Raw genomic sequence first — 19404 nt, 5'->3', positions numbered from 1 at the left:
CACGAGCCGTGGGCGCCACGCTCCGGGCGGTGACCTTGTGGGAGGAAGACGTGGAGACTGATACCCGGCGACGGTCGCACTCTGATGCGGGTGGTCTGGGTGACGGGTTGAACGGTCTGCGCGAGCGCGGGTTCGCCCGCTACGGCGCGGAGCAACTCGGTATCGTCCCGACCGGCTCCACGGCGAGGGACTTGGCCGGGATCCGGGAGGTCTTCACGTCTCTGCCACCCGACCCGTACGCGCCGGGAACCAATCGGTTCCGCCGGTACTCCCACGCCGTGTACCTGCCGTGGAAGGACGAACTGTCCTGGATTCCCGGAACCCCCGACCCCGTGCACGGAACGGTCACCGACTTCTCCCAGGGCGATGACGACCCTGCCCACCCGCGCACAGGGCGCGTGCTCCCCGGCATCCCCGAGGCGCTGCGCGGCAACGCTCTGCTGCTGCGACTCCTGCGCTGGGACATCGACCAGGTGCTGTCGCTGAAGGATCTGGGGAGGCGGCCCCTGTGGGCCGGTGTCCACCTGATCAAGCTCGGCGTCGACCATCTCGGCCAGGACGCCGTTTCCTCCCCGGACTGCCTGCACCAGGACGGAGGTTCGGCCAGCACGTTCACTTTCGCTCACCTGATCAGCCGTACCAACGTCACCGGCGGGCAGAACGTCATCGCCACACCGGGCAGCGCGGGCCTCAAACCCGAGGACCCGTGGACGGACATCCACGCGCGCTTCACCCTCACCGACCCACTGGACGGGTACGCCGTCCACGACCACAAGGTCAGCCACTACGTCGGCCCGGTCCGAGCGGGCTCCGAGCCCGGGCCGGGCGAACGGTCCATCCTCATCATCGGCATCGCCCCGTACGTCCCCCAGCTGTGACATCGCACCCCCGGGACGTTCACCCGCCTGGGTCCGGCGGCAGCGGCACCCGGATCCAGGCCACCCTCCAGCGCGAATGCTTCGAGTTCAACGGCGTGACGCACCAAGAGGAGGTGTTCCGTCGCGGCCGGGGAAAGCCACCCGTCCGCCGTCAGGCGCGGACCAAGAAGACCTCGTCGGGGAAACACCATGCCCAGTCCTCGTCAGGGGCAATGGAAACCGCGACGGGATGTCCTGTCCCCACGTAGTGATCATGGGCGTGGTGGCCTCGGGAACTGTCACAACAACCGACGTGCCCACAGCTCAGACACACGCGCAAGCGGACCCAGTTCCATCCGCGTGACCGGCACTGCGCACAGCCTGCGTCCGCACCCGGTGCCGGTAGAGGCGGCAGTGCGGCGGCGTGGGTGCAGGTCCGCCCGCGTGGACGCCCGCCGTCCGGTGCCACCTTCCAGCCTTGGCCGCGGCCCATCACCATCCACCCTTCGTGGCTCTGCCCCATGGCCATGCTAGACCGCGCCTAGCGGGCGCTCATGCCGGCGAGCCGTCACGCGGACAGGAGTTCCGGGGAGCCGCGGCCCCGCACGCAGGGCGCGGGAAGGGGCTCAGTACAGGCCCATCCGGCGGGCGGTGTCCTCTCCGCGCTGCATCCGCTGGCGGGCGCCTTCACCGAGGGCGGTGAGCACGCCGGCGACGACGGTTTCGATGATGGCGAGGGTGGGGACCAGGCTGTCGTACGGGGAGGGTGCGGCCACCTGGCTCGGCAGGACCACCTGTGCGTGGGCGGCCGCGGGTGAAAGCCATACGTCGGTGAAGAGGATGACCTTGCCGCCCTGCTCCTGGACGAGTTCGGCCACGGAGACCTTGTCCGGCTCGTAGCGCCGGTAGTCGAACAGTACGAAGACGTCACGTCGGTTCACCGCTGCGAGCTGGGCGGTCCGTTCGACGTCCCGGTCCGGCAGGAACCGGACGTCGTCGCGTACCTGCATGAGGTGCAGGCCGAGGTACTGGGCGAAGAGGTTCGTGAACCGGCCGCCGGCCAGGGTGATGCGGCGTTTTCCGTCGGAGAGCAGTGCGATCGCGTGTTCGAGATCGTGCGGGGGTAGTTCGGCGAGGGTCTGGGCCACGGCGGCGCTGAAGAGGTTGCTGCCGCGCTGGAGGAGGGAAAGGTCCTCGCCTCCGTCGTGGCCGCGGCCGTAGTCGGTTGCCTCGTAGAGGGAGAGGGGGGAGGCGTTGCGTTCGTCGAGCTCTGCGCGGAGCGCGGCCTGGAAGTCGGGGAAGCCGCGGTAGCCGAGCCGGTTGATGAAGCGCAGGACGGTCGGGGTGCTGACGGCGGCGCGTTCCGCGAGGACTGCCATGGTTTCGAAACCGGCCGCGGGATAGCCGGCGAGTAGCACGCGTGCGACTTTCCGTTCGGCGGGGCTGGCGTCGCCCAGCTTGAGGCGGATCTCGTCGGCGAGCGTGCCAGGGGCCATGCGCTGGGTCTTCCTTCGTATGCGTGGGTGCTTGGGCGGTCAAGGTTGAGGTCGAGCCTACTGGCGATCGTGAGCGGTGTGGCCGGCCGGAACCCCCGGGTTCCGGCCGGCCCGGTCGCCCGGAGTGCGTCAGGGCAGAGTCACTCCGGAGCGACGGCTATCCGCAGGCCGGTGACGGTGTGCGCGGTGGCGTCGTCGCTGGTCCAGGCGGTGAATCCGGGTTGCTTGGTGAAGGTGACGGTGAATCGGGGGCCGCTCTCGAATGTGGCGGCCGTGGTGGTGCGCCGGGTACTCGCGGCGAGGGCGCGGGCGGTGTTCAGGAAGGAGTAGGGGACGCCCGCGGGGTTGGCCGGGGAGTAGAAGACGTCCGAGTTGGCGGGTATCGGTGAGGCTGTCAGCGGGATCAGGGGCCGCTTGCCGTCGGCGGGCAGGATCTGCCAGCGGTTCGGGTCGTAGCGGTCTCCGTTCGAGAGGTAGGTGTAGCGGGCGCCGCTCAGGCTCCATCCGGCCTGTGGGTTCTTGCCGGTTCGGGCTTGGCGGAGGTCCAGGATGGCGACGCCTTGCGGGCCCAGGACGCGCAGTCGCTCGCGCGGGGTGCTGGGATCCTCGACGACGAGGGCGGTGTTCTCTTCCAGTGCGTACACGCGGTCGTGTCCGGTGTCGGCGGCGAGCCGCAGGGCCCTGCCTTCGCGTCCGTTCGTTCCGGTGTGGGTGTCGATCAGTCCGGAGCGCAGGAAGCCGAAGCCGCCTTCGGGGAGGTAGCCGAGCCGGGCCGGGTCGTCGAAATAGCCCGGGCTGCTGCCGTCGCGCAGTGCTTCGTAGGAGTCGCCTCCGGTGACCATGTCGGCTCCGGCCGCTATCTGTGCTCCGGCGCTGGATCCGGATACGACCGCCCCGGCGGCGAGCTTCGCCCGGATGGCGGCGAGAACCTTGGAGTCGGTGTGGGCGGAGCCGTGGAGCAAAGTGGTGACGTAGCGGTACTGGTCGCCGCCGCCGAAGAAGAAGCCGGTCATGGAGTTGACCTGCCGTACGACCTCGTCGGAGTCGGCATGGGCGATGTGGTCGAGGTCGATGGGGATCCATTGGGCGTCGGCGGCACCGTGCTGCTTGAAGAGTCCGGCGTAGTAGGCGCCGTTGCAAACGGAGTTGCCGCAGTTCTCGGGGTCGCCCGCGTCGGGATCCTGGCTGGCGGGGACCGAAGCGGCGGTGAGGACACCGATGCGGGCTTTCGATCCACCCGCACGCTTGATGATCTCGCCGTAGACCTGCGTGTTGTCGGCCTTCAGGCCGCCGCCGATCAGGACGAGCGAGCCACCGCCGTTGGCTGACTTGGCGGTGTGGGCCTGGGCGGCCGGGGCGAGGGTGAGGCCGAGAAGGAGAGCGGTGCTGCCCGCCAGTGCGGTACGGCGGGCTCCGGTCGGGACGCGCATGGGCATGGCTCCTGTGGGTGGGGTCGGGTGGTGGCCGGGACCGCGGCGGCTGGTGGCGGCCGCGGTCCCGGCGCGGGCCGGCAGCCCGGTGCCTGGTGGGAGGGGCTGCCGGGGCTGGGTCCCGTACCGGGCAATGGCGCGATCAAACCGGTACGGGACGTCCTTGGGGGTGTCAGCCGGTGCGGCTGTCGCCGAGTTCGGCGACGAGTGAAGCCAGGAGGGCGACGCGGGCCGGGACGGTCGAGGTGTCCAGCCATTCCTCCGGGGTGTGGTCGGCGCCGCCGACCGGGCCGAGGCCGTCCAGGGTGGGCACGCGGAGACCCGCGATGAAGTTGGCGTCCCCGACGCCGCCGGTCGCCGCACCGTGCAGGCTGATCCCCAGGCCTGCGGCAATGCGTCTGGCCTGGTCGAACATGCGGCGTGAGGCGGGTGTGTCCTCCATGGGCGGGCACAGGTCCAGCTGCTCGACCGTCGCCGTCGTACCGGTCACGGCGGGCCGTGCGGCGGCGGACTCGATCGCACGGTGGGCCGCGGCGAGTCCGGCGGCTGTCGCCGAGCGCACCTCGACGCGCAGTTCGGCTTCCGGGCAGACGATGTTGGTGCGGCTGCCGGCCCGTACGACACCGACGTTGACGGTGACGTCGTCCCAGTGGCCGTTGAGGGACTGCAGAGCCACGACGAGGTGGGCGGCGGTCAGAGCCGCGTTCGCTCCGCGCTCCGGCTCGATGCCGGCGTGCGCTGCCCGGCCGGTGACGCTCACGCGGAAGTCGGCGACACCTTTGCGGGCGATGACCAGGTCTCCGTTCTCCCGGGCACATTCCAGGGCCAGGGCGAAGTGGACACCACGGGCTGCCGCTTCGGTCACCGGGCGGCTCGCCGGTGAGCCGATCTCCTCGTCCGGGGTGGCGAGGAAGACGAGCTCCGCGTACTGCCCCGCCCCGGTCTCCTCCAGGATCTCCAGAGCGGTGATACCGGCCAGCAGTCCGGCCTTGTCATCGCTGACACCGGGGCCGCGCGCCGTGTGGCCGTCGAGCTGAAAGGGCCTCGCCGCGGCGGTTCCGTCGTCGAAGACGGTGTCGAGGTGCGCGACGAGCAGGAGGCGTCGTCCGCCCTGCTCGACCGGAAGGTCGCCCTGTTTCCGGGCGAGGATCACATCGCCGACAGGGTGCCCGTGAGTGGGGTCGGGAGCCACGCGCTCGACGGCGAATCCGAGCCTCAGCAGCCGGTTCTGGGTCCAGTCGGCCATCTGGTTCACGCCGACGGGGCTGTAGGAGCCCGAGTCGATGGCGACCAGGCCGGCCAGGTCGGACAGGTAGCCTTCCAGACGCGCCTCGGCATACGGAAGCAGCTCGTTGGTGTGCGGCTGCTCCCGTGAGGGGGCGGTCACAGGACCTTCGAGAGGAACGCGCGGGTGCGTTCCTGCCGGGGTTCGACAAGGACCTGCCGCGGGTCACCGGATTCGACGACGACGCCGTCGTCCATGAAGACGGCGGTGTCACCGACCTCGCGGGCAAAGCCGATTTCGTGGGTGACCACGACCATCGTCATGCCGTCTGCCGCGAGCCGGCGCATCACGTCCAGGACGTCTCCGACCAGTTCCGGGTCGAGCGCGGAGGTGGGTTCGTCGAAAAGCATGAGTTTGGGTTTCATCGCCAGGGCTCGCGCGATGGCGACGCGCTGCTGCTGCCCGCCCGAGAGCTGGGCCGGGTAGTGGCCCGCCCGATCCCCGAGACCCACCTGTTCCAGCAGGTGCCGAGCCTCGTCCCTGGCCTGCGACCTGTCGGTCTTGCAGACGTTGACGGGGGCTTCCATGACGTTGTCCAGGGCGGTCATGTGAGGGAACAGGTTGAAGCGCTGGAAGACCATGCCGATGTCGCGTCGTCTCGCGGCGACCTCCTTCTCCCGGAGTTCGTGGAGCCGCGATCCGCTCTGGCGGTACCCGACCAGGTCGCCGTCGACCGCGAGCTTCCCGCCGTCGACTCTGTCGAGGTGGTTGATGCAGCGCAGGAACGTCGACTTGCCTGAGCCGGAGGGGCCCAGCAGACAGCACACCTGGCCGCGTTGGACGGTCAGGTCGATGCCCTTGAGGACTTCGAGTTTCCCGAAGTGCTTGCGCACGCCTTGGGCGTGGACCATGGGGACGTTCACGCTGCCGCCTCCTTGGTGTTCTTCTTCGTGCGGGCGGGCCGGCCGGCAGGCTGGGCCAGTGCGCCGGTGAGCATGCGACGGAGAGGTGAGGCGTGGCCGCCGCGGTCGGTTCCGCGGCCGTAGCGGCGCTCCAGCCATGCCTGCGGGATGCCGAGCAGGGTGACCAGTCCCAGGTACCAGAGGCTGGCGACGACGAGCATGGGGATGACCTGGTAGTTCTGCGCGTATACGTCCTGGATGTTGGACATCAGGTCGTGCGCCGAGATGATCGATACCAGGGCGGTCATCTTCAGCATGTTGATCGACTCGTTGCCCATCGGCGGGATGATCACCCGCATGGCTTGGGGCAGCACGATCCTGCGCATCGTCTGGGCGGGTCGCATGCCGAGGGAGTGCGCGGCTTCGCTCTGGCCGGGGTCCACCGACTGGATGCCGGCGCGGACGATCTCCGAGGCGTACGCGGCCTCGTTGAGACCGAGGGCCAGCAGGGCTGCGACGGCCGGGGTGAGGAGGGAGTTCGTCTCGACCTGGAGGAAGGTGACGCTGGTGAACGGGATGCCGATCTTCACGTACTGGTAGAGGGCGGCGGCGTATCCCCAGAAGATGATCTGGACCAGCAGCGGGGTGCCGCGGAAGAACCAGACGAACAGCGAGGACATGCCGTAGAGAACCGGGTTGGACGACAGCCGCATCACGGCGACCAGCGTGCCCAGAAGAAGTCCGAGGGCCATCGCCGCCACGGTGAGCCACAGGGTCGTGACGAGGCCGGAGAAGATCAGGTCGGCGAAGAGGAAACGCCCGATGACCTCCCAGTGGAGATTGCCGTTCTTCGCCAGTGATCCGGCCACGCCGACGAGTGCGGTCATGGCCGCGACAGCGGCGATCCAACGGCCGTAGTGGCGCAGCGGTACGACGGTGAGCTGCTCGGGGGCCGGGCGATCGATGTCGGCGGGAGCTGTGGTGGTGGTCATTTCTAGTCCACCGCCGCGTTCTTGGTGGCCTCCTTGACGGCGATCGAGGCGACACCGTACTTGTCGAAGATCTTGGTCACGGTTCCGTCGTCGATCAGAGCCTGCAAGGCCTTGAGGATCGCGTCGCTGAGCTGGGGCAGCTTCTTGGAGACCGCGATCCCGTTCGGCGAGGCCCCGTAGCCGCCCGCGGCAGCCGGATCGTCGACGATCTGGAAGGCGTTGCCGCCGTCGGCGGTCTTGGCCGTCCAGCCCGCGGCGGGCTTGGTCTGCACCTGGGCGACGACCTTGCCGGAGCGCAGGGCGAGCTGCGCGTCGGAGTCCTTGGGGAAGGTCTGGATGTCGATCTCGCTCTTCCCGGCGGCCTTGCACTTCGCCTGGTTTTCCTTGAGGAGGTCCAGCTGGTTGGTCGCCGCCTGCACCGCGGCCTTCTTGCCGCACAGGTCATCGAGAGTGGTGATCTTCTCGGGGTTGCCCTTGATCACCATGATTCCGGACCCGGAGACGGAGTAGTCGACGAAGTCGACGACCGCCTGGCGCTCCTTGTTGTCCGTCATCGCCGACATCGCCGCGTCGAACTTCCCGGCCTGAATGGCCGGCACGATCCCGTCGAACTTCTGAGGCGCGAACTCGAACTTCACGCCCAGCTTGGCTCCCAGCGCCTGTCCCAGGTCGTAATCGAGCCCGGTGAGCTCGGGCTTGCCCTCGGCCACGAACATCTCGAACGGCGCGTAGGGCACGTCCGTGGCCACGCGGACGGTGCCCGACTTCTTGATCGCGTCGGGCAGTGCGTCGTACAGCGCGGCGTCCTTCGCGACCGCCACCCCCGCGACAGTGGCCGGCTGTCCGCCGGTGGCCTTGGCGGTGTCGGCGGCGGAGTCCGAACAGGAAGTGAGCGTGGCCAGCGCGGTCGCGGCCGTCAGCGCCGCGATCAGGTTTCTGGACAAACGGGTGTTCATCAGGCGTATGCCTCTCCGGTCTTCGGGCCGACGGGGTGTTCGCCGTCGACTACAACCCGAAAATTACAGACGCATGCGACTGATGGCTAGATGTATCGCTCGTTACATTGAGGTAACGAGCGCCTTGTCGGCCGCGAGAGCCCTTCGAGCTGACACTTGAGCTGACGAAACCGCCCACGCACCGCAAGAGTGAAGCGATTCTCGCTCTACATCTACCGCCCATTCGGACCGGCTTGTAAGTTCCGCTACTGCACCTACAGGACGGCGCACCTCCCCAAGCGCCGCTCAGGGCGTCGCCACGCCCTGCCTCCCGCGGATACCCCACCCCTCCCCCACCCCTTGGAGAAGCCATGGGCACACGGATCAGACATGCCTCGCTGACCTCGACCGCCGTAGCACTGCTCACACTTGCCGCCACGCTCACTTCGACCAGCAGCGCGCAGGCGGCCACCACGCGGGTCCGCTCGGGCAGCGGCTCGGACGTCAGCCGCACGTCATGGCAGGGGCCCGCCTTCACCATGAACGGCGACGGCAAGATCATCCCCGGTTCGATGTCGGCCGCCATCGACGCCGTACGCGGCGGCACCGGCAGCCTGGACGTCGTCGTACTGGCCGGCTCCGCCCCCACCTCGGGCAGCGCCACGCCCGAATGCGACGCCGCCATGGCGCTTCCCGGCGTCAACTCCTGTACCACCTGGACCCTGACCGCCGCCGCGGACGGCAACAACAGCCAGGTCAACACCGACATCCGCAACGCCGAATTCGTCTACTTCGCCGGCGGTGACCAGTGCCGCTACACCGCCTGGAAGGGCAGCGCGCTGGAGGCATCGGTCGAGTCCGTCGTGGCCAAGGGCGGCGGCGCGGGCGGCGGCAGCGCCGGCCACCACATCAACAGCCCCGTGGTCTACGACGCCTGCAAGGGAAGCGTCACCAGCCCAGAAGCCCTCGCCAACCCGTACGACAGCTACATCACCTTCACCACCGGCATGTTCGACTGGGCGAACTACGGCGGGGTCATCAACGACTCCCACTTCACCACCCGCGACCGGATGGGGCGCACCATGGCCTTCGTCGCCCGCGCCATCAAGGACGGCCGGACCTCCGGAGGCAAGGCCTGGGGCGTAGGGGTCGAGGAAGGCAGCTCACTGTTCCTCGACAAGAACGGAGCAGCCACCCTCTACGGCAAAGAGGCCTACGTCGTCCTGGGCGACCACCAGCCGGAGCAGGCGTCCTCGGGCAAACCACTGACCTTCTCCAACTACAAGATCTGGCGCCTGGGCCCCGGGCAGACCTACGACTTCAAGAACCGACCCACCTGCGGCTACTACCTCCGCAGCGTCACCAGCGGAGTCACCGACCCCAACCTGTACACCGGCAGCCCTCAGAGCGACTGCACCCCGCCCGGAGGCACGAACACCCTGACGGAAACCGAAACGAACGACACCCGCGCCACCGCCGATGACGCCACCGCGCTGGCCTACCCCGCCTCACTCACCGGCAGCATGAAGTCGACCACCGACCGCGACTACTTCCGCGTCTCCTTCTCGGCCGGCGAGCGGGTCGGTATCCAGTGCGCCATTCCGGACGGCGCCTATGACGCCGACCTCTACCTGCTCGACTCCGGCGGCAGCACCGTCGACCGTTCCGTGAACGATGGAGTGGGCGCCGACGAGAACCTCACCTTCACCCGAACCGCCGCCGGAAGCGGCACCTACTACATCGAGCTCGACGCATATCAAAGCTCGGGCAGCTCTCCTTACACCTGCACGCTGACGAAGAGCTGAGGCACGGTGAGTGCCGGACCCTCCCACTCTCCGGTCCGGCACCCGCCACAGCGCGTGCCCGCGGCAGTCCCGCGGCGCCGGCGGCGTGGACAATTTGCGCAATGCCGTGCACCTACGGGTCCCTGCTGCGGAACCCCGGGCGGCGGGACGGCTCGGCGGACGAGGTCTCAGCCGATGAAGCCGCCGTAGTAGCCACCGATCCGGCTGTAGTAGTCCGTGTCCCCGATGTGCTTCTCGCTGACGAACTCGGGAGCGGCCTTGATCTGGTCCTTGGTGCGGTCGACGTAGATCTTCTCGCCCTCCACGTCGACATGGGTGACCGTGCCCGCCGGCAGGAGCACCTCTCGGCCGAAGATCCAGGGCCCGGTGTCCACCACGACGTACGAGGAGCCGACCTCGTCTGAGTGCTTGCTCACCTTGCCGATGCTCCCGTCAGCCGCCTCGACGTTGAACCCGCGCAGGTCGATCGCCTCCAGACGGCCCGAAGTCTCGCGGTAGCTCCACACGTTCATGTTCACGGGTGTCTCCTTCTTCGCCTGCTCTGCGCACCCGCTCCCCTGTTGTCCGGCGGAGGGCGGGTGCCTCGGCCAGGCGACTGCCCCGAGACCCGGGACTCACACGTCGGCCCGGCACGGGTCCGCTCCATCCCGTCACGTGCCTCTCCAGGTGAGAGGAAGGAGGCGTTGCTCTGGCCCATTGCTCGTCGAGCGTGCCGGTCGGGCCTTCGGTAGAGGCCACCGGCCACCGGCCACCGCGTAGCCAGTCCCGGAAGCGGCTCATGATCCGGCCCGTACGGGGAACACGGCCGTCATCTACCGAAGGGGGTAAGGACATGCTCGGCATCATCGCCGCAGTGCTGTTCTTCATCGCGTTCCTGATCAACGCGGCCAACATCGCCACCAACGACGTACTGAGCTCCTCCAACTTCATGCTGCTCGGCCTCGCCGCGCTCGCACTGCACGTCGCCGGCATCGGAACCGGGTGGGCATCACGCGGACGGGGCCGCAGGCGCTGACATCCGGGTCGTCAGCGAGAGGGGGCCAAGGTCATGGCCGCCGGATCAGCTTGAAGATGGTGAGCGGTAGCAGGCCGACGGCGGCCGGCTGGTCGACAGGCCGTCGCTGGTGCGCGGACGGCCCTCCTTCACGGGGTCGGTGCGGAGGGTTCCCTCACTCGCCGCCCGGCGGCTTGGACTCCATGGCGCGCTCGGCTTCCTCAGAACGCCTCTCCATCTCATCCGGCGGAACCTCCTCGATGTGCGTGGCGATGCTCCAGCGATGTCCGAACGGGTCCTCGAACTGGCCGGTGCGGTCCCCGTAGAACTCGTCCCTGACCGGCCGCAGCTCGGTGGCACCCCGGGCGAGGGCCTTGGCAAAGACCGCGTCGACGTCTTCGGCGTACACATGCAGGGTCACGGGCGTCCCGCCCATCGACTTCGGTGAGCGGAAGCCGATGGCGGGGTGCTCGTCCGCGAGCATGATGACCGAGCTTCCGAGCTCCAGCTCGGCATGGCCGATCTTGCCGCCGGGTGCGGCCATCCTCATCCGCTCCCGTGCGCCGAGCACGGAGACGTAGAAGTCGATCGCGGCCGCGGCGCCGTCGATACAGAGGTACGGCGTGACGCGCGGATACCCCTCGGGAACGGGCTGGACAGTCACCGGCCACCGGCCTTTCCGGACAGTGGCGGCCACGCCGACCGCCAATCTGCGACCAGAGATATCCCGAACGTGCCGCACACGTACCCGCGCCGCGCGGCGGCCGGGCGCCGGATGCCCCAAAGGGGCCCGCCGTGAGGTGGTGGGTGCAGCCGCAGGGGAGGTGCGAGCCTGCGTTCGTCGGGTTTCCCCGGCGTTTCCCGTCATCGCCCGCAGGGCGAGCTGGATCAGGTGGTGCGGGGCTGGCGCAGGCGGGGCTGCCGCAGAGGGGCGCCGGCGTGGTGGAGGCTGGCCAGGGTCTGGCGGTAGGAGTTGATCAGGCTGGTCTCCAGGTAGCTCACTCCGAGCTCCTGGCAGTGACCGCGGACGATGACCTGGGCCCGGCGCAGGTGCGGGCTGGGCATGCTCGGGAAGAGGTGGTGCTCGATCTGGTAGTTCAGGCCGCCGAGCACGATGTCGGTGAACCGGCCTCCCCGCACGTCGCGGGAGGTCAGCACCTGGCGGCGCAGGAAGTCCGGCCGGTCCGCGCCTCGCAGGGTCGGCATGCCCTTGTGGTTCGGGGCAAAGATGGATCCGAGGTAGATGCCGAAGAGGCACTGGTGGACCACCAGGAACGCGATCGCCTTGCCGGGCGGAAGCACCAGGAACAGCGCGCCGAGATAGACCGCGATGTGCGTGAAGAGGAGCAAGCCCTCCCATACCCGGCTCTTCAGAGCGCCGTTGGCAAGGGAGCGGATCCCGGACACGTGCAAGTTGAAGCCTTCCAGCGTGAGCAGCGGGAAGAACAAGAACGCCTGGGAGCGCCCCAGGAGCCGCGGCAGCCCCTTCGCGGCCCGGGCCTGGCCCTGTGTCCAGACGAGGATGTCCGGATCGAGATCGGGGTCGAGGTCCTCGTGGTTCGGGTTGGCATGGTGGCGGCTGTGCTTGTCCTGCCACCAGCCGTATCCCATCCCGATGCCGAGGTTCCCGGCGAGCCGCCCGGACAGCTCGCTGGACCTGCGCAGGCGGAAGACCTGCCGGTGCGCGATGTCGTGCGCCAACAGCGCCACCTGCCCGAAGACCACGGCCAGGAATCCGGCGGCGAGCAGGGTCCACCAGCTGTCCCCGATCAGCACGAAGGCCGTGCAACCCAGGACGTAGAGGAGCGTCACGGTTGTGATGCGCAATGCGTAGTAGCCCGGGCGCCGGCCCATCAGTCCGGCCGCCTGGATCTTCTTGGACAGCCGTGCGAAATCACTGCCCGCTTCCGCCCCTGCGGGCGGGGGCCGCACCTTCTCCAAAGAGTTCATGATCGGGCATCCCTTTCCAGGGCCTTCGGCGTGCCGTGAAGTTCCGGGTGTCCGACTGCCGGTACGGAGGGCCGTGGGTGCGGCTACCGGCCCTGCGCCGTGGCGCACAGGGTTACCAGTAGTGACGTCGTCCGCCGACCGCGTGCCCGACCGAGCCCAGAATCCACAGTACCGCGCCCACCACGAGCAGAATGATCCCGATGGTCCACAGAATCGAGATTCCGGTCAGGAATCCGATGAGCAGGAGGATGAGTCCGGCGAAAATCATGGTTTCCTCATTCTCATGTCGAAAATTCGATGAAACAGTTGATCCGCCCGAGTGCTTCAGATCGCGTGTACCCGAGAATTTCGCCCTTATCTGTCGGTCGGCCCTGAACTTCTGCGGCGGAAATTCTGCTGCTCACCCGAGGAGCTTTACGTGACCGGACCCGGACTGGACAGCTTCACCGACGTCCTCGATTATCCGATGTACGTCGTGACGGCGGCGGCCGATGGCGAACAGGCCGGCTGCCTGGTGGGATTCGGTTCGCAGTGCTCGATCGACCCGCCCCGTTTCATGGTGTGGATCTCCACGTCCAACCGGACGTATCGCGTCGCACGCCGCGCCTCGCACGTCGCGGTCCACGTCCTGCGTCGCGAGCAGGAGCCCACGGCAGACTGGTTCGGCGGGCGGACCGGCGACGACGTCGACAAGTTCGAGCGAGTGGCTTGGCGGTCCGAAAAAGGGGGCGCACCGGTCCTCACAGACTGCCTCGCCTGGTTCGTCGGCCGGGTGCGAGGGCACGTGGAAAGCGACGGGGACCACGTCGGCTTTCTGCTCGAGCCCGTGGACCAGAGCCCGCCCGGGCGGAGCGACGAGCCGTCCCTGCTCCGGTTCAGCGATATCGCCGACATCTCACCGGGGCACCCTGCCTGATTGTCTGATCCGACTCACGCCTTCGCCGTCAGCTGCGGCCGCGGCCGCAGCCGCAGCGCGGAGTACGCGACTCCGTGCGGCTGCGCGATACGTTCACCGGTGCTGAGACCGCGGAGCTGGGCGCGGCCCCGAAACGCCGGGACCGCGCCGCGTCCCGAACACCTCCCCGCGGTCGGCGAAGGTCAAGCTGTGGAAGACAGACCCGCCCGCTCCGCTTCCTCGGTGCGCAACCGGCGCCTCTCGCGCTCGGTGAGGCCACCCCATATCCCGAACGGCTCGGCGACCCGCAGCGCGTGCCGCAGGCAGTCGCGTTGCACCGGGCACAGCGCGCACACCTCTTTCGCCGCCTCGTCCCGCCGTTCGCGGTCCGGCCCCTGCTCGCCCCTGGGGTGGAAGAACAGGCGCGAGCCCAGTTCACGGCAAGCGGCCCCCTCCTGCCACAACCAGTGGTGCTCGGCACGACCGGGCAGACGCGACACGTTTCCCACCTCGGAACCTCCATCGGATGCGCACCGCATTCGGATGCGCGATCCCTTCCCGTCTGGCCCGTACGAGGGACCTCAAACAGCGAGCCGGTGGTGCGGTGCCTGCGTAACCCTTCGGGACGCCCCGCCGGTGGGGCGGCCCACGCCGTTGTCGAGCGCTTGAGCTTGGGGGGCGGAGGTGAGCGTGGAGGCCAGGGCCAGCGCCGACATGGTCAGCAGCGCGCGGTTGTGTGTCCTGCGCATGAGGATCGCTCCTTGGTGAATCGAAGAACGGGTTCACGGGGCGGGTCGGCCACCCCGTGAACCCGGTGCTCAGGGTCGGCTCCTCATCGGAGCCGACCTGTGTCACGTCGTCAGCGCTGCAGTGTCAGCAGACCCGGCCGGTAGGGCCATTGGCCGTAGTCACCGCCGGAGTTGGGGTCGCGTCCCTGGTAGAGGAACCGCAGGTTGCAGGGATCGACGGTGAAGGTCTGATCGGCGCTGGTGCGGATCAGTTCGCCATGGCTGATGTCGTTGGTCCAGGTGGCGCCACTGTTGGCCTTGCCGGCGAAGGGGTTGCTCTCGGTCGCGGCCTGGGGTGTCCATGAGCCGTCCAGGCTGGTGGCCGTGAACGAGCGGAAGTAGCGCCCCTGCGAGCCGATCGCCTCGACGATCATGAGGTAGCGGTCCTGGCCCTGAAGCTTGTAGACCTGCGGGGCTTCGAACAGGTTGTTCGTCGTATCGCTCATGACCGTCGTGTACGCCGATCCGAAACTGCCCGGGAAGTTCCCGATCGGCATGCCGGCCCGGTAGATCTTGCCGTTGTCACCCGCGAAGAACAGGTACATGTTCGTGCCGTCAGCGATGAGCGCCTGGTCGATGGGTCCTGTTCCGGAGCCGGTGATGGTTCCGGAGAAGAGCACCTGTTGTGACGACCAGCCGTTGGGGTTGGAGGGGTCGCTGGACGTCCGGTAGGAGAAGGCGCTCCCACCTCCCCACTGGTAGGCGAGCACCCAGATGTTCTTCGGCGCGAAGTAGAAGAGCGTGGGCGCGACAACGGAGTTCGACATCGTGTTCTGGCTCGCTGATGCCATCTCCGGCCAGTTGGTGAACAGGCCGAAGTTCATCGAACCCCAGCCCGTTCCCGGTCCCGCGCCGTGCGTCGTCGCATAGACGAGCTGCTTGCCGTTGTAGGGGGCGACGGTGAAGTCCTTGAGCGAGGCCCACCCTGCCTTGGGCTGCGCCAGCGCGCCCGTCGACGTCCAGCGGTAGGTCGACGGAAGCTCGCAGGCGCCGGGGTTGCCGCTGCCGACCTTGACGAGTTGCCACTGCTGGTTGGTGCCGGCCCAGTCGTCGTACTGGACGATGTTCGCGTTGTCGGCGGTGGAGGCGCCCTGTACTTCGAGGGCCTTGTCGCTATGGCGCGCGATGAGCCTCACGTAGCCGTCCGGGCTGTCGGCCAGCCGCCACTGCTGGTTGGTGCCGTTCGCGTCGGCCCACTGGACGATCGGGGCGCCGTTGGCCGTGGACTTGCCCTGGACGTCGAGCACCTTGCCGGAGTGCCGGGACTTGACGCGGTAGTAGCCGTCGCCCGAGTCGACGAACTGCCACTGCTGCTGGTTCTGATCGTTCCTGGTCCACTGGGTGATGCGCGCGCCGTCGTTGGTCGCCAGGTTGTAGACGTCCAGGGCCTTACCGCTGCCGCGGTTGACCAGCACGTACGAGGCGTTGGGGTCGACGCTCGCCGCGGCGGCGGCGACGGCGGGCTGGGTACCGAGGAGAGCAGCCCCGAGCAGCAAGGACGAAAGGACCGCGAGTACGAGTCTCAGGACCCGTGGCGGATGGCGAAACCACATCTGAAGAGCTCCTTTGGGGGCGGGGTGAGGTGACCCCGACGAACGCCGAGCGGCCGCGTCAGGGGGTCTGGGACGGGATGGGCGTGCAGACGGCCGCACCTGCCGAAGCGATGGCGCTCCGGGCACTCCAGGCGTGACACTTCGCCGAGGTCCAGATGAGAGAGGTGCTCGCGCCGCCACAGCCTGAACTGTTAGCGCTAACAATATTGCGGTCGATGCGACCAGGCGTTTCACGGCGTCTCCTCGGGGGTGGAGGTCATGCGGAACGGTTCAGCCCTTGGTGGCGCCCGCTGCGAGTCCGCCGATCAACTGCCGTTCGGCGACGGCGTAGAAGGCGAGGGCGGGAACCATCGCGAGCACGACGTAGGCGAGAACGAGCGCGTAGTCGGTCGAGTACTGACCCTGGAACTGCTGGACGCCGACCGGGATCGTCTGCCATTGAGGGTCGTTGAACACCAGCAGCGGCAGGAAGAAGTTGTTCCAGCTCGCGACGATCGCGAGCACCGAGACCGTGCCGAGCGCCGGACGTGCCATCGGCAGCAGGATCTTCCAGAAGAAGCGGAACTTGCCGCAGCCGTCCATGACGGCAGCCTCCTCGACCTCTGCCGGGATGGTCCGGAAGAAGCCGCGCAGAATGATGATCGTCATGGGGAGCCCGAAGGCCGCCTGCGGGAGGATCACTCCGAGCGGGTTGTCGAGCAGGTCGAAGTTGCGCAGCAGCAGGAACAGCGGCAGGACGGCCACCGCGAACGGGAACATCAGCCCGATCGTGAACAGGGTGTAGAACAGCTCCCTGCCCCGGAAGGCGTAGCGGGCCAGTACGAACGCCGCCATCGCCGCGACCATCACCGTGCAGCATGCCGTGCCGATCGCGATGCCCGCGCTGTTGGCGATCTGCCGCCAGAACATTCCGTCGCCGAGAATGCCGGCGTAGTTGCCGGTCTTCCAGTGCTCCGGCAGCCCGAACGGGTTGGTCGTCAGCTCGCCGGTGCTCTTGAACCCGGAGATCACCGCGTAGACCAGCGGCACGACGACGAACGCGCCGATCAGCCAGACCACGGCGTGCAGCGACAGGCCGCGTGCCGTTCTGCGTGCGTTCATCGGCCACCTCCCGAGGTGACGGCCCCGCTCAGGTCACGGCGCAGTACGTAGCGCTGGTAGAAGAGGGAGAAGACCAGACTGATCATGAACAGCACCACGCTGATCGCGCTGGCGTAGCCGACCTGGTAGCGCTTGAACCCGAACTGGAACATCGAGATCGCCATCGTCTCGGAGGAGTGGTTGGGCCCGCCGGCTGTCATGACCCAGACGAGGTCGAAGAGCTGGATGGCACCGATGACCGAAAGGAAGACGCTGATCCGGATCGTCGGGCCGAGCAACGGCAGCGTCACGTGCCGGAAGCGCTGCCAGGCGCCGGCGCCGTCGATGGAGGCGGCCTCGAGGATCTCGCCCGGGATGCTTTGCAGCCCGGCGAGGAAGAGCATCATGTGGAACCCGAAGTACTTCCAGGTCATGACCACGAACAGGGTCGGCATGACCGTCGAGGGATCCGCGAGCCATTTGCCCTGCAGCCCCTCCAGGCCGAGGGCGCCCGCGAGATGGTCGGCCATGCCGCCACCGGGAAGGAAGATCATCGTGAAGAGGACCGCCGTGACCACTTCGGACAGGACGTACGGCGCGAAGAACAGCATCCGGTAGACGGCCCGGCCGCGCAGCCTCTGGTTGAGCAGGACGGCGGTGAACAGTGCGAACGGCAACTGGACCGTGACCGACAGCGCAATCAGGTACAGCCCGCGCTCCAGATCGCCGAGGAAGACCTGGTCCCTGAAGAGGTTGGCGTAGTTCCCGAAGCCGACGAAGTCCTCCAGGGGGCCGACCCCGCCCCACTTGAAGAAGCCGGTGTAGACGGCGACCGCGATGGGCGCGAGGACGAAGACGAGGAAGAGGACCAGAGCCGGGACGAGGAACCAGGCGACCGACGCCCAGCCTGCCAAACCGCGCAGGCGCGACCGTGACGGGGTGGGCGGGCGCACCGGCCCGGCGTCCTGCGTCCGCTCCTTGGTCAGGGTGGACACGGAGCTAGGCACCCTTCGCGGCCTCGGTGATCGACTTGGTGACCTGCCCGGGCGTCTTCTTGCCCGCGATGAGGTCGGCGACGCTGTCGTTGATCTCCTGACCGACCGCCGGCGGGTAGGCCTGGTCGAGGTAGAGCTGGAAGTCCGTCGCCTTGACCAGACTCTCGGCCACCGCCTTCCGGTTCGGGTCGGCGACCTGGCTCTCCGCGCCCTTGACCACCGGCAGGTAGCCGTTGGAGGCGAGCAGTTTGGACTCGTTCTCCAGGACGAAGAACTTCAGAAAGGCCAGCGCCTCCTTCGGCGCTCCCTTGCGCAGCGCGAAGGCACCGCCACCGCCGAGCACGTCGGTGGCGCGGCCGACCCCGCCGCCGACCGTCGGGAAGGGGAAGAAGCCCAGGTCCGCTCCGAGATCGGCGCCCGCGTCCTTCTGTACCGATGGCCCCCACTGCCCCATCAGCTCCATGGCGGCCTTGCCGTTGCCCATGGTCGCGGCCTGGCCTCCGGGGGTCGCGTAGCCGGCGCCGAGGAAGCCCGTCTGGAACGGCTGGAGGTCGACCAGCTCCTTGAGGTGGGTGCCCGCCTGGACGAAGCCGGCGCCCGAGAAGTCCTTGGTGGCCGCGGCCCGCTCCAGTGCGGGGAGCCCTGCGACCCGCATCGCGAGGTAGGCCCAGTAGAAGTGGCCGGGCCATTTCTCCTTGCCCGCGAGGGCGATCGGTGTGACGCCCGCCGCCTTGAGCTTCTTGACGTCTTCCAGGAACTCGGCCCAGGTGGCCGGCGGAGCGGTGATCCCGGCATGGGCGAAGAGCTTCTTGTTGTACCAGAAGCCGACCATGCCGACGTCGTAGGGCACCCCGTAGGTCCGGCCCTCGAACTGATAGGCCTGCAGCGAGACCGGGGTGAGCTCGGAAGACCAGCCGAGCACGTCGGTGAGGTCCTCGACCAGCCCCGCGTCGACCTGCTGCTGCAGCACGCCGCCACCCCAGGTCTGGAAGACGTCGGGGAGCTTGCCCGACGAGGTGGTGGCAGCCAGCTTGGACTTGAACGCCTCGTTCTCCAACGAGGTCGTGCTGATCGTGATGTTGGGGTGGGCGGCCGTGAACGCCGAGGAGATCTGGGGGAAGAGGGACTTTCCCGGCTCCGTCGTGGCGATGTTCCACCACGCGAAGGTCACCTTGCCGTCGGCCGCCGGCCCGGAGCCGGTGTCCCCGCCTCCACAGGCCGCGGTCAGCGCGACGGACAGAGCGGTCAGGCCCGAGAGCGCCAGGAAGCTTCGTCGGCTCGGGGGTGTGCTGGCCATGGGACCTCCGGGGTGGGGGAATGCGGTTCGACTTCGAAACTGTTTCGCAACATCCTCGATTCGGTGCTGCCACAAACTAGGAACGCGCGGCCCCCCGGTCAAGCCTTCTTACCGATTTCCCTTGGGCAGCACCGCACTTGGAGCTTGACAACCTGGTCACGCCGACCGGAAACTCTTCGAAAGTTTGCGATAACCGTCGTGAGCCCAAGC

21 protein-coding genes are annotated in these 19404 nt (G+C 68.2%); 4 read left to right on the top strand and 17 right to left on the bottom strand.

Annotated elements, in window-relative coordinates:
- Positions 1-107 precede the first annotated feature (107 nt).
- On the top strand, positions 108-878 hold the full coding sequence (locus tag OG730_RS40835; protein ID WP_327309053.1) for a 2OG-Fe dioxygenase family protein: 771 nt from the start codon (positions 108-110) through the stop codon (positions 876-878).
- 151 nt (positions 879-1029) lie between these two features.
- Here the strand turns inward: OG730_RS40835 and OG730_RS40830 are convergent, their stop codons facing one another.
- From OG730_RS40830 to OG730_RS40800, 7 genes are all read right to left on the bottom strand, one after another.
- On the bottom strand, positions 1030-1350 hold the full coding sequence (locus tag OG730_RS40830; protein ID WP_327309617.1) for a UBP-type zinc finger domain-containing protein: 321 nt from the start codon (positions 1348-1350) through the stop codon (positions 1030-1032).
- 133 nt (positions 1351-1483) lie between these two features.
- Positions 1484-2353 (bottom strand): MurR/RpiR family transcriptional regulator, encoded by an 870-nt coding sequence (locus OG730_RS40825; protein ID WP_327309052.1) that lies wholly within the window; start codon positions 2351-2353, stop codon positions 1484-1486.
- A 140-nt stretch (positions 2354-2493) separates the two neighbouring features.
- Positions 2494-3783, bottom strand: a complete 1290-nt coding sequence (locus tag OG730_RS40820) for a cyanophycinase (RefSeq protein WP_327309051.1) — start codon at positions 3781-3783, stop codon at positions 2494-2496.
- Between the two features lie 172 nt (positions 3784-3955).
- Positions 3956-5170 (bottom strand): M20 family metallopeptidase, encoded by a 1215-nt coding sequence (locus OG730_RS40815; protein ID WP_327309050.1) that lies wholly within the window; start codon positions 5168-5170, stop codon positions 3956-3958.
- Positions 5167-5919: an amino acid ABC transporter ATP-binding protein gene (locus OG730_RS40810; RefSeq protein WP_327309616.1), complete on the bottom strand. Its 753-nt coding sequence runs from the start codon at positions 5917-5919 to the stop codon at positions 5167-5169. Before OG730_RS40810 ends, OG730_RS40815 begins: the two co-directional genes overlap by 4 nt.
- An 8-nt stretch (positions 5920-5927) precedes the next feature.
- Complete coding sequence (locus OG730_RS40805; RefSeq protein WP_327309049.1) at positions 5928-6902, bottom strand: amino acid ABC transporter permease; 975 nt, start codon at positions 6900-6902, stop codon at positions 5928-5930.
- Positions 6903-6904: 2 nt separating this feature from the next.
- The gene (locus tag OG730_RS40800; RefSeq protein ID WP_327309048.1) at positions 6905-7858 is read right to left on the bottom strand and encodes an ABC transporter substrate-binding protein; all 954 of its coding nucleotides are present in this window, start codon (positions 7856-7858) and stop codon (positions 6905-6907) included.
- A gap of 350 nt (positions 7859-8208) precedes the next feature.
- Between OG730_RS40800 and OG730_RS40795 the strand changes: the two genes are divergently transcribed.
- Positions 8209-9642, top strand: a complete 1434-nt coding sequence (locus OG730_RS40795; protein WP_327309046.1) for a pre-peptidase C-terminal domain-containing protein — start codon at positions 8209-8211, stop codon at positions 9640-9642.
- Between the two features lie 167 nt (positions 9643-9809).
- Here the strand turns inward: OG730_RS40795 and OG730_RS40790 are convergent, their stop codons facing one another.
- Entirely contained in the window at positions 9810-10154 is a 345-nt protein-coding gene (locus OG730_RS40790; protein ID WP_442815238.1) for a PRC-barrel domain-containing protein, read from the bottom strand.
- A 320-nt stretch (positions 10155-10474) separates the two neighbouring features.
- Here OG730_RS40790 and OG730_RS40785 point away from each other — a divergent pair, with 320 nt between their 5' ends.
- On the top strand, positions 10475-10657 hold the full coding sequence (locus OG730_RS40785) for a hypothetical protein (protein WP_327309044.1): 183 nt from the start codon (positions 10475-10477) through the stop codon (positions 10655-10657).
- Between the two features lie 154 nt (positions 10658-10811).
- On the opposite strand, the gene OG730_RS40780 is transcribed toward OG730_RS40785, so the two are convergent.
- The 3 genes from OG730_RS40780 to OG730_RS40770 all read right to left on the bottom strand — a co-directional run bounded on the left by OG730_RS40780 (position 10812) and on the right by OG730_RS40770 (position 12854).
- Positions 10812-11300 (bottom strand): VOC family protein, encoded by a 489-nt coding sequence (locus OG730_RS40780; protein ID WP_327309043.1) that lies wholly within the window; start codon positions 11298-11300, stop codon positions 10812-10814.
- A 224-nt stretch (positions 11301-11524) separates the two neighbouring features.
- Entirely contained in the window at positions 11525-12586 is a 1062-nt protein-coding gene (locus OG730_RS40775) for a fatty acid desaturase family protein (RefSeq protein ID WP_327309042.1), read from the bottom strand.
- 112 nt (positions 12587-12698) lie between these two features.
- Positions 12699-12854 (bottom strand): DUF6131 family protein, encoded by a 156-nt coding sequence (locus tag OG730_RS40770; protein ID WP_204357835.1) that lies wholly within the window; start codon positions 12852-12854, stop codon positions 12699-12701.
- Between the two features lie 198 nt (positions 12855-13052).
- Here OG730_RS40770 and OG730_RS40765 point away from each other — a divergent pair, with 198 nt between their 5' ends.
- Positions 13053-13502 carry a flavin reductase family protein gene (locus tag OG730_RS40765; protein WP_327309615.1) on the top strand — a complete coding sequence of 150 codons (450 nt, stop codon included), beginning with the start codon at positions 13053-13055 and terminating at the stop codon, positions 13500-13502.
- Positions 13503-13684: 182 nt separating this feature from the next.
- Here OG730_RS40765 and OG730_RS40760 read toward each other — a convergent pair whose 3' ends face one another.
- The 6 genes from OG730_RS40760 to OG730_RS40735 form a co-directional block, all read right to left on the bottom strand.
- Positions 13685-13981 (bottom strand): WhiB family transcriptional regulator, encoded by a 297-nt coding sequence (locus OG730_RS40760; RefSeq protein WP_327309041.1) that lies wholly within the window; start codon positions 13979-13981, stop codon positions 13685-13687.
- An 81-nt stretch (positions 13982-14062) separates the two neighbouring features.
- A complete protein-coding gene (locus tag OG730_RS40755; RefSeq protein WP_327309040.1) occupies positions 14063-14230 on the bottom strand; it encodes a hypothetical protein in 168 nt (55 codons plus the stop codon).
- Between the two features lie 110 nt (positions 14231-14340).
- The gene (locus OG730_RS40750; protein WP_327309039.1) at positions 14341-15822 is read right to left on the bottom strand and encodes a non-reducing end alpha-L-arabinofuranosidase family hydrolase; all 1482 of its coding nucleotides are present in this window, start codon (positions 15820-15822) and stop codon (positions 14341-14343) included.
- Positions 15823-16092: 270 nt separating this feature from the next.
- Complete coding sequence (locus OG730_RS40745; RefSeq protein WP_327309038.1) at positions 16093-16923, bottom strand: carbohydrate ABC transporter permease; 831 nt, start codon at positions 16921-16923, stop codon at positions 16093-16095.
- Complete coding sequence (locus OG730_RS40740) at positions 16920-17909, bottom strand: carbohydrate ABC transporter permease (protein WP_442815165.1); 990 nt, start codon at positions 17907-17909, stop codon at positions 16920-16922. The genes OG730_RS40745 and OG730_RS40740 overlap by 4 nt, the downstream gene beginning before the upstream one ends.
- On the bottom strand, positions 17902-19194 hold the full coding sequence (locus OG730_RS40735) for an extracellular solute-binding protein (RefSeq protein ID WP_327309037.1): 1293 nt from the start codon (positions 19192-19194) through the stop codon (positions 17902-17904). Before OG730_RS40735 ends, OG730_RS40740 begins: the two co-directional genes overlap by 8 nt.
- Between the last annotated feature and the right edge of the window lie 210 nt (positions 19195-19404).

The organism is Streptomyces sp. NBC_01298, assembly GCF_035978755.1.
In the GTDB taxonomy this organism is placed as follows: domain Bacteria; phylum Actinomycetota; class Actinomycetes; order Streptomycetales; family Streptomycetaceae; genus Streptomyces.
Note: the sequence above shows the minus strand (reverse complement) of the source record. Positions and strands in the feature narration are given on the sequence as shown.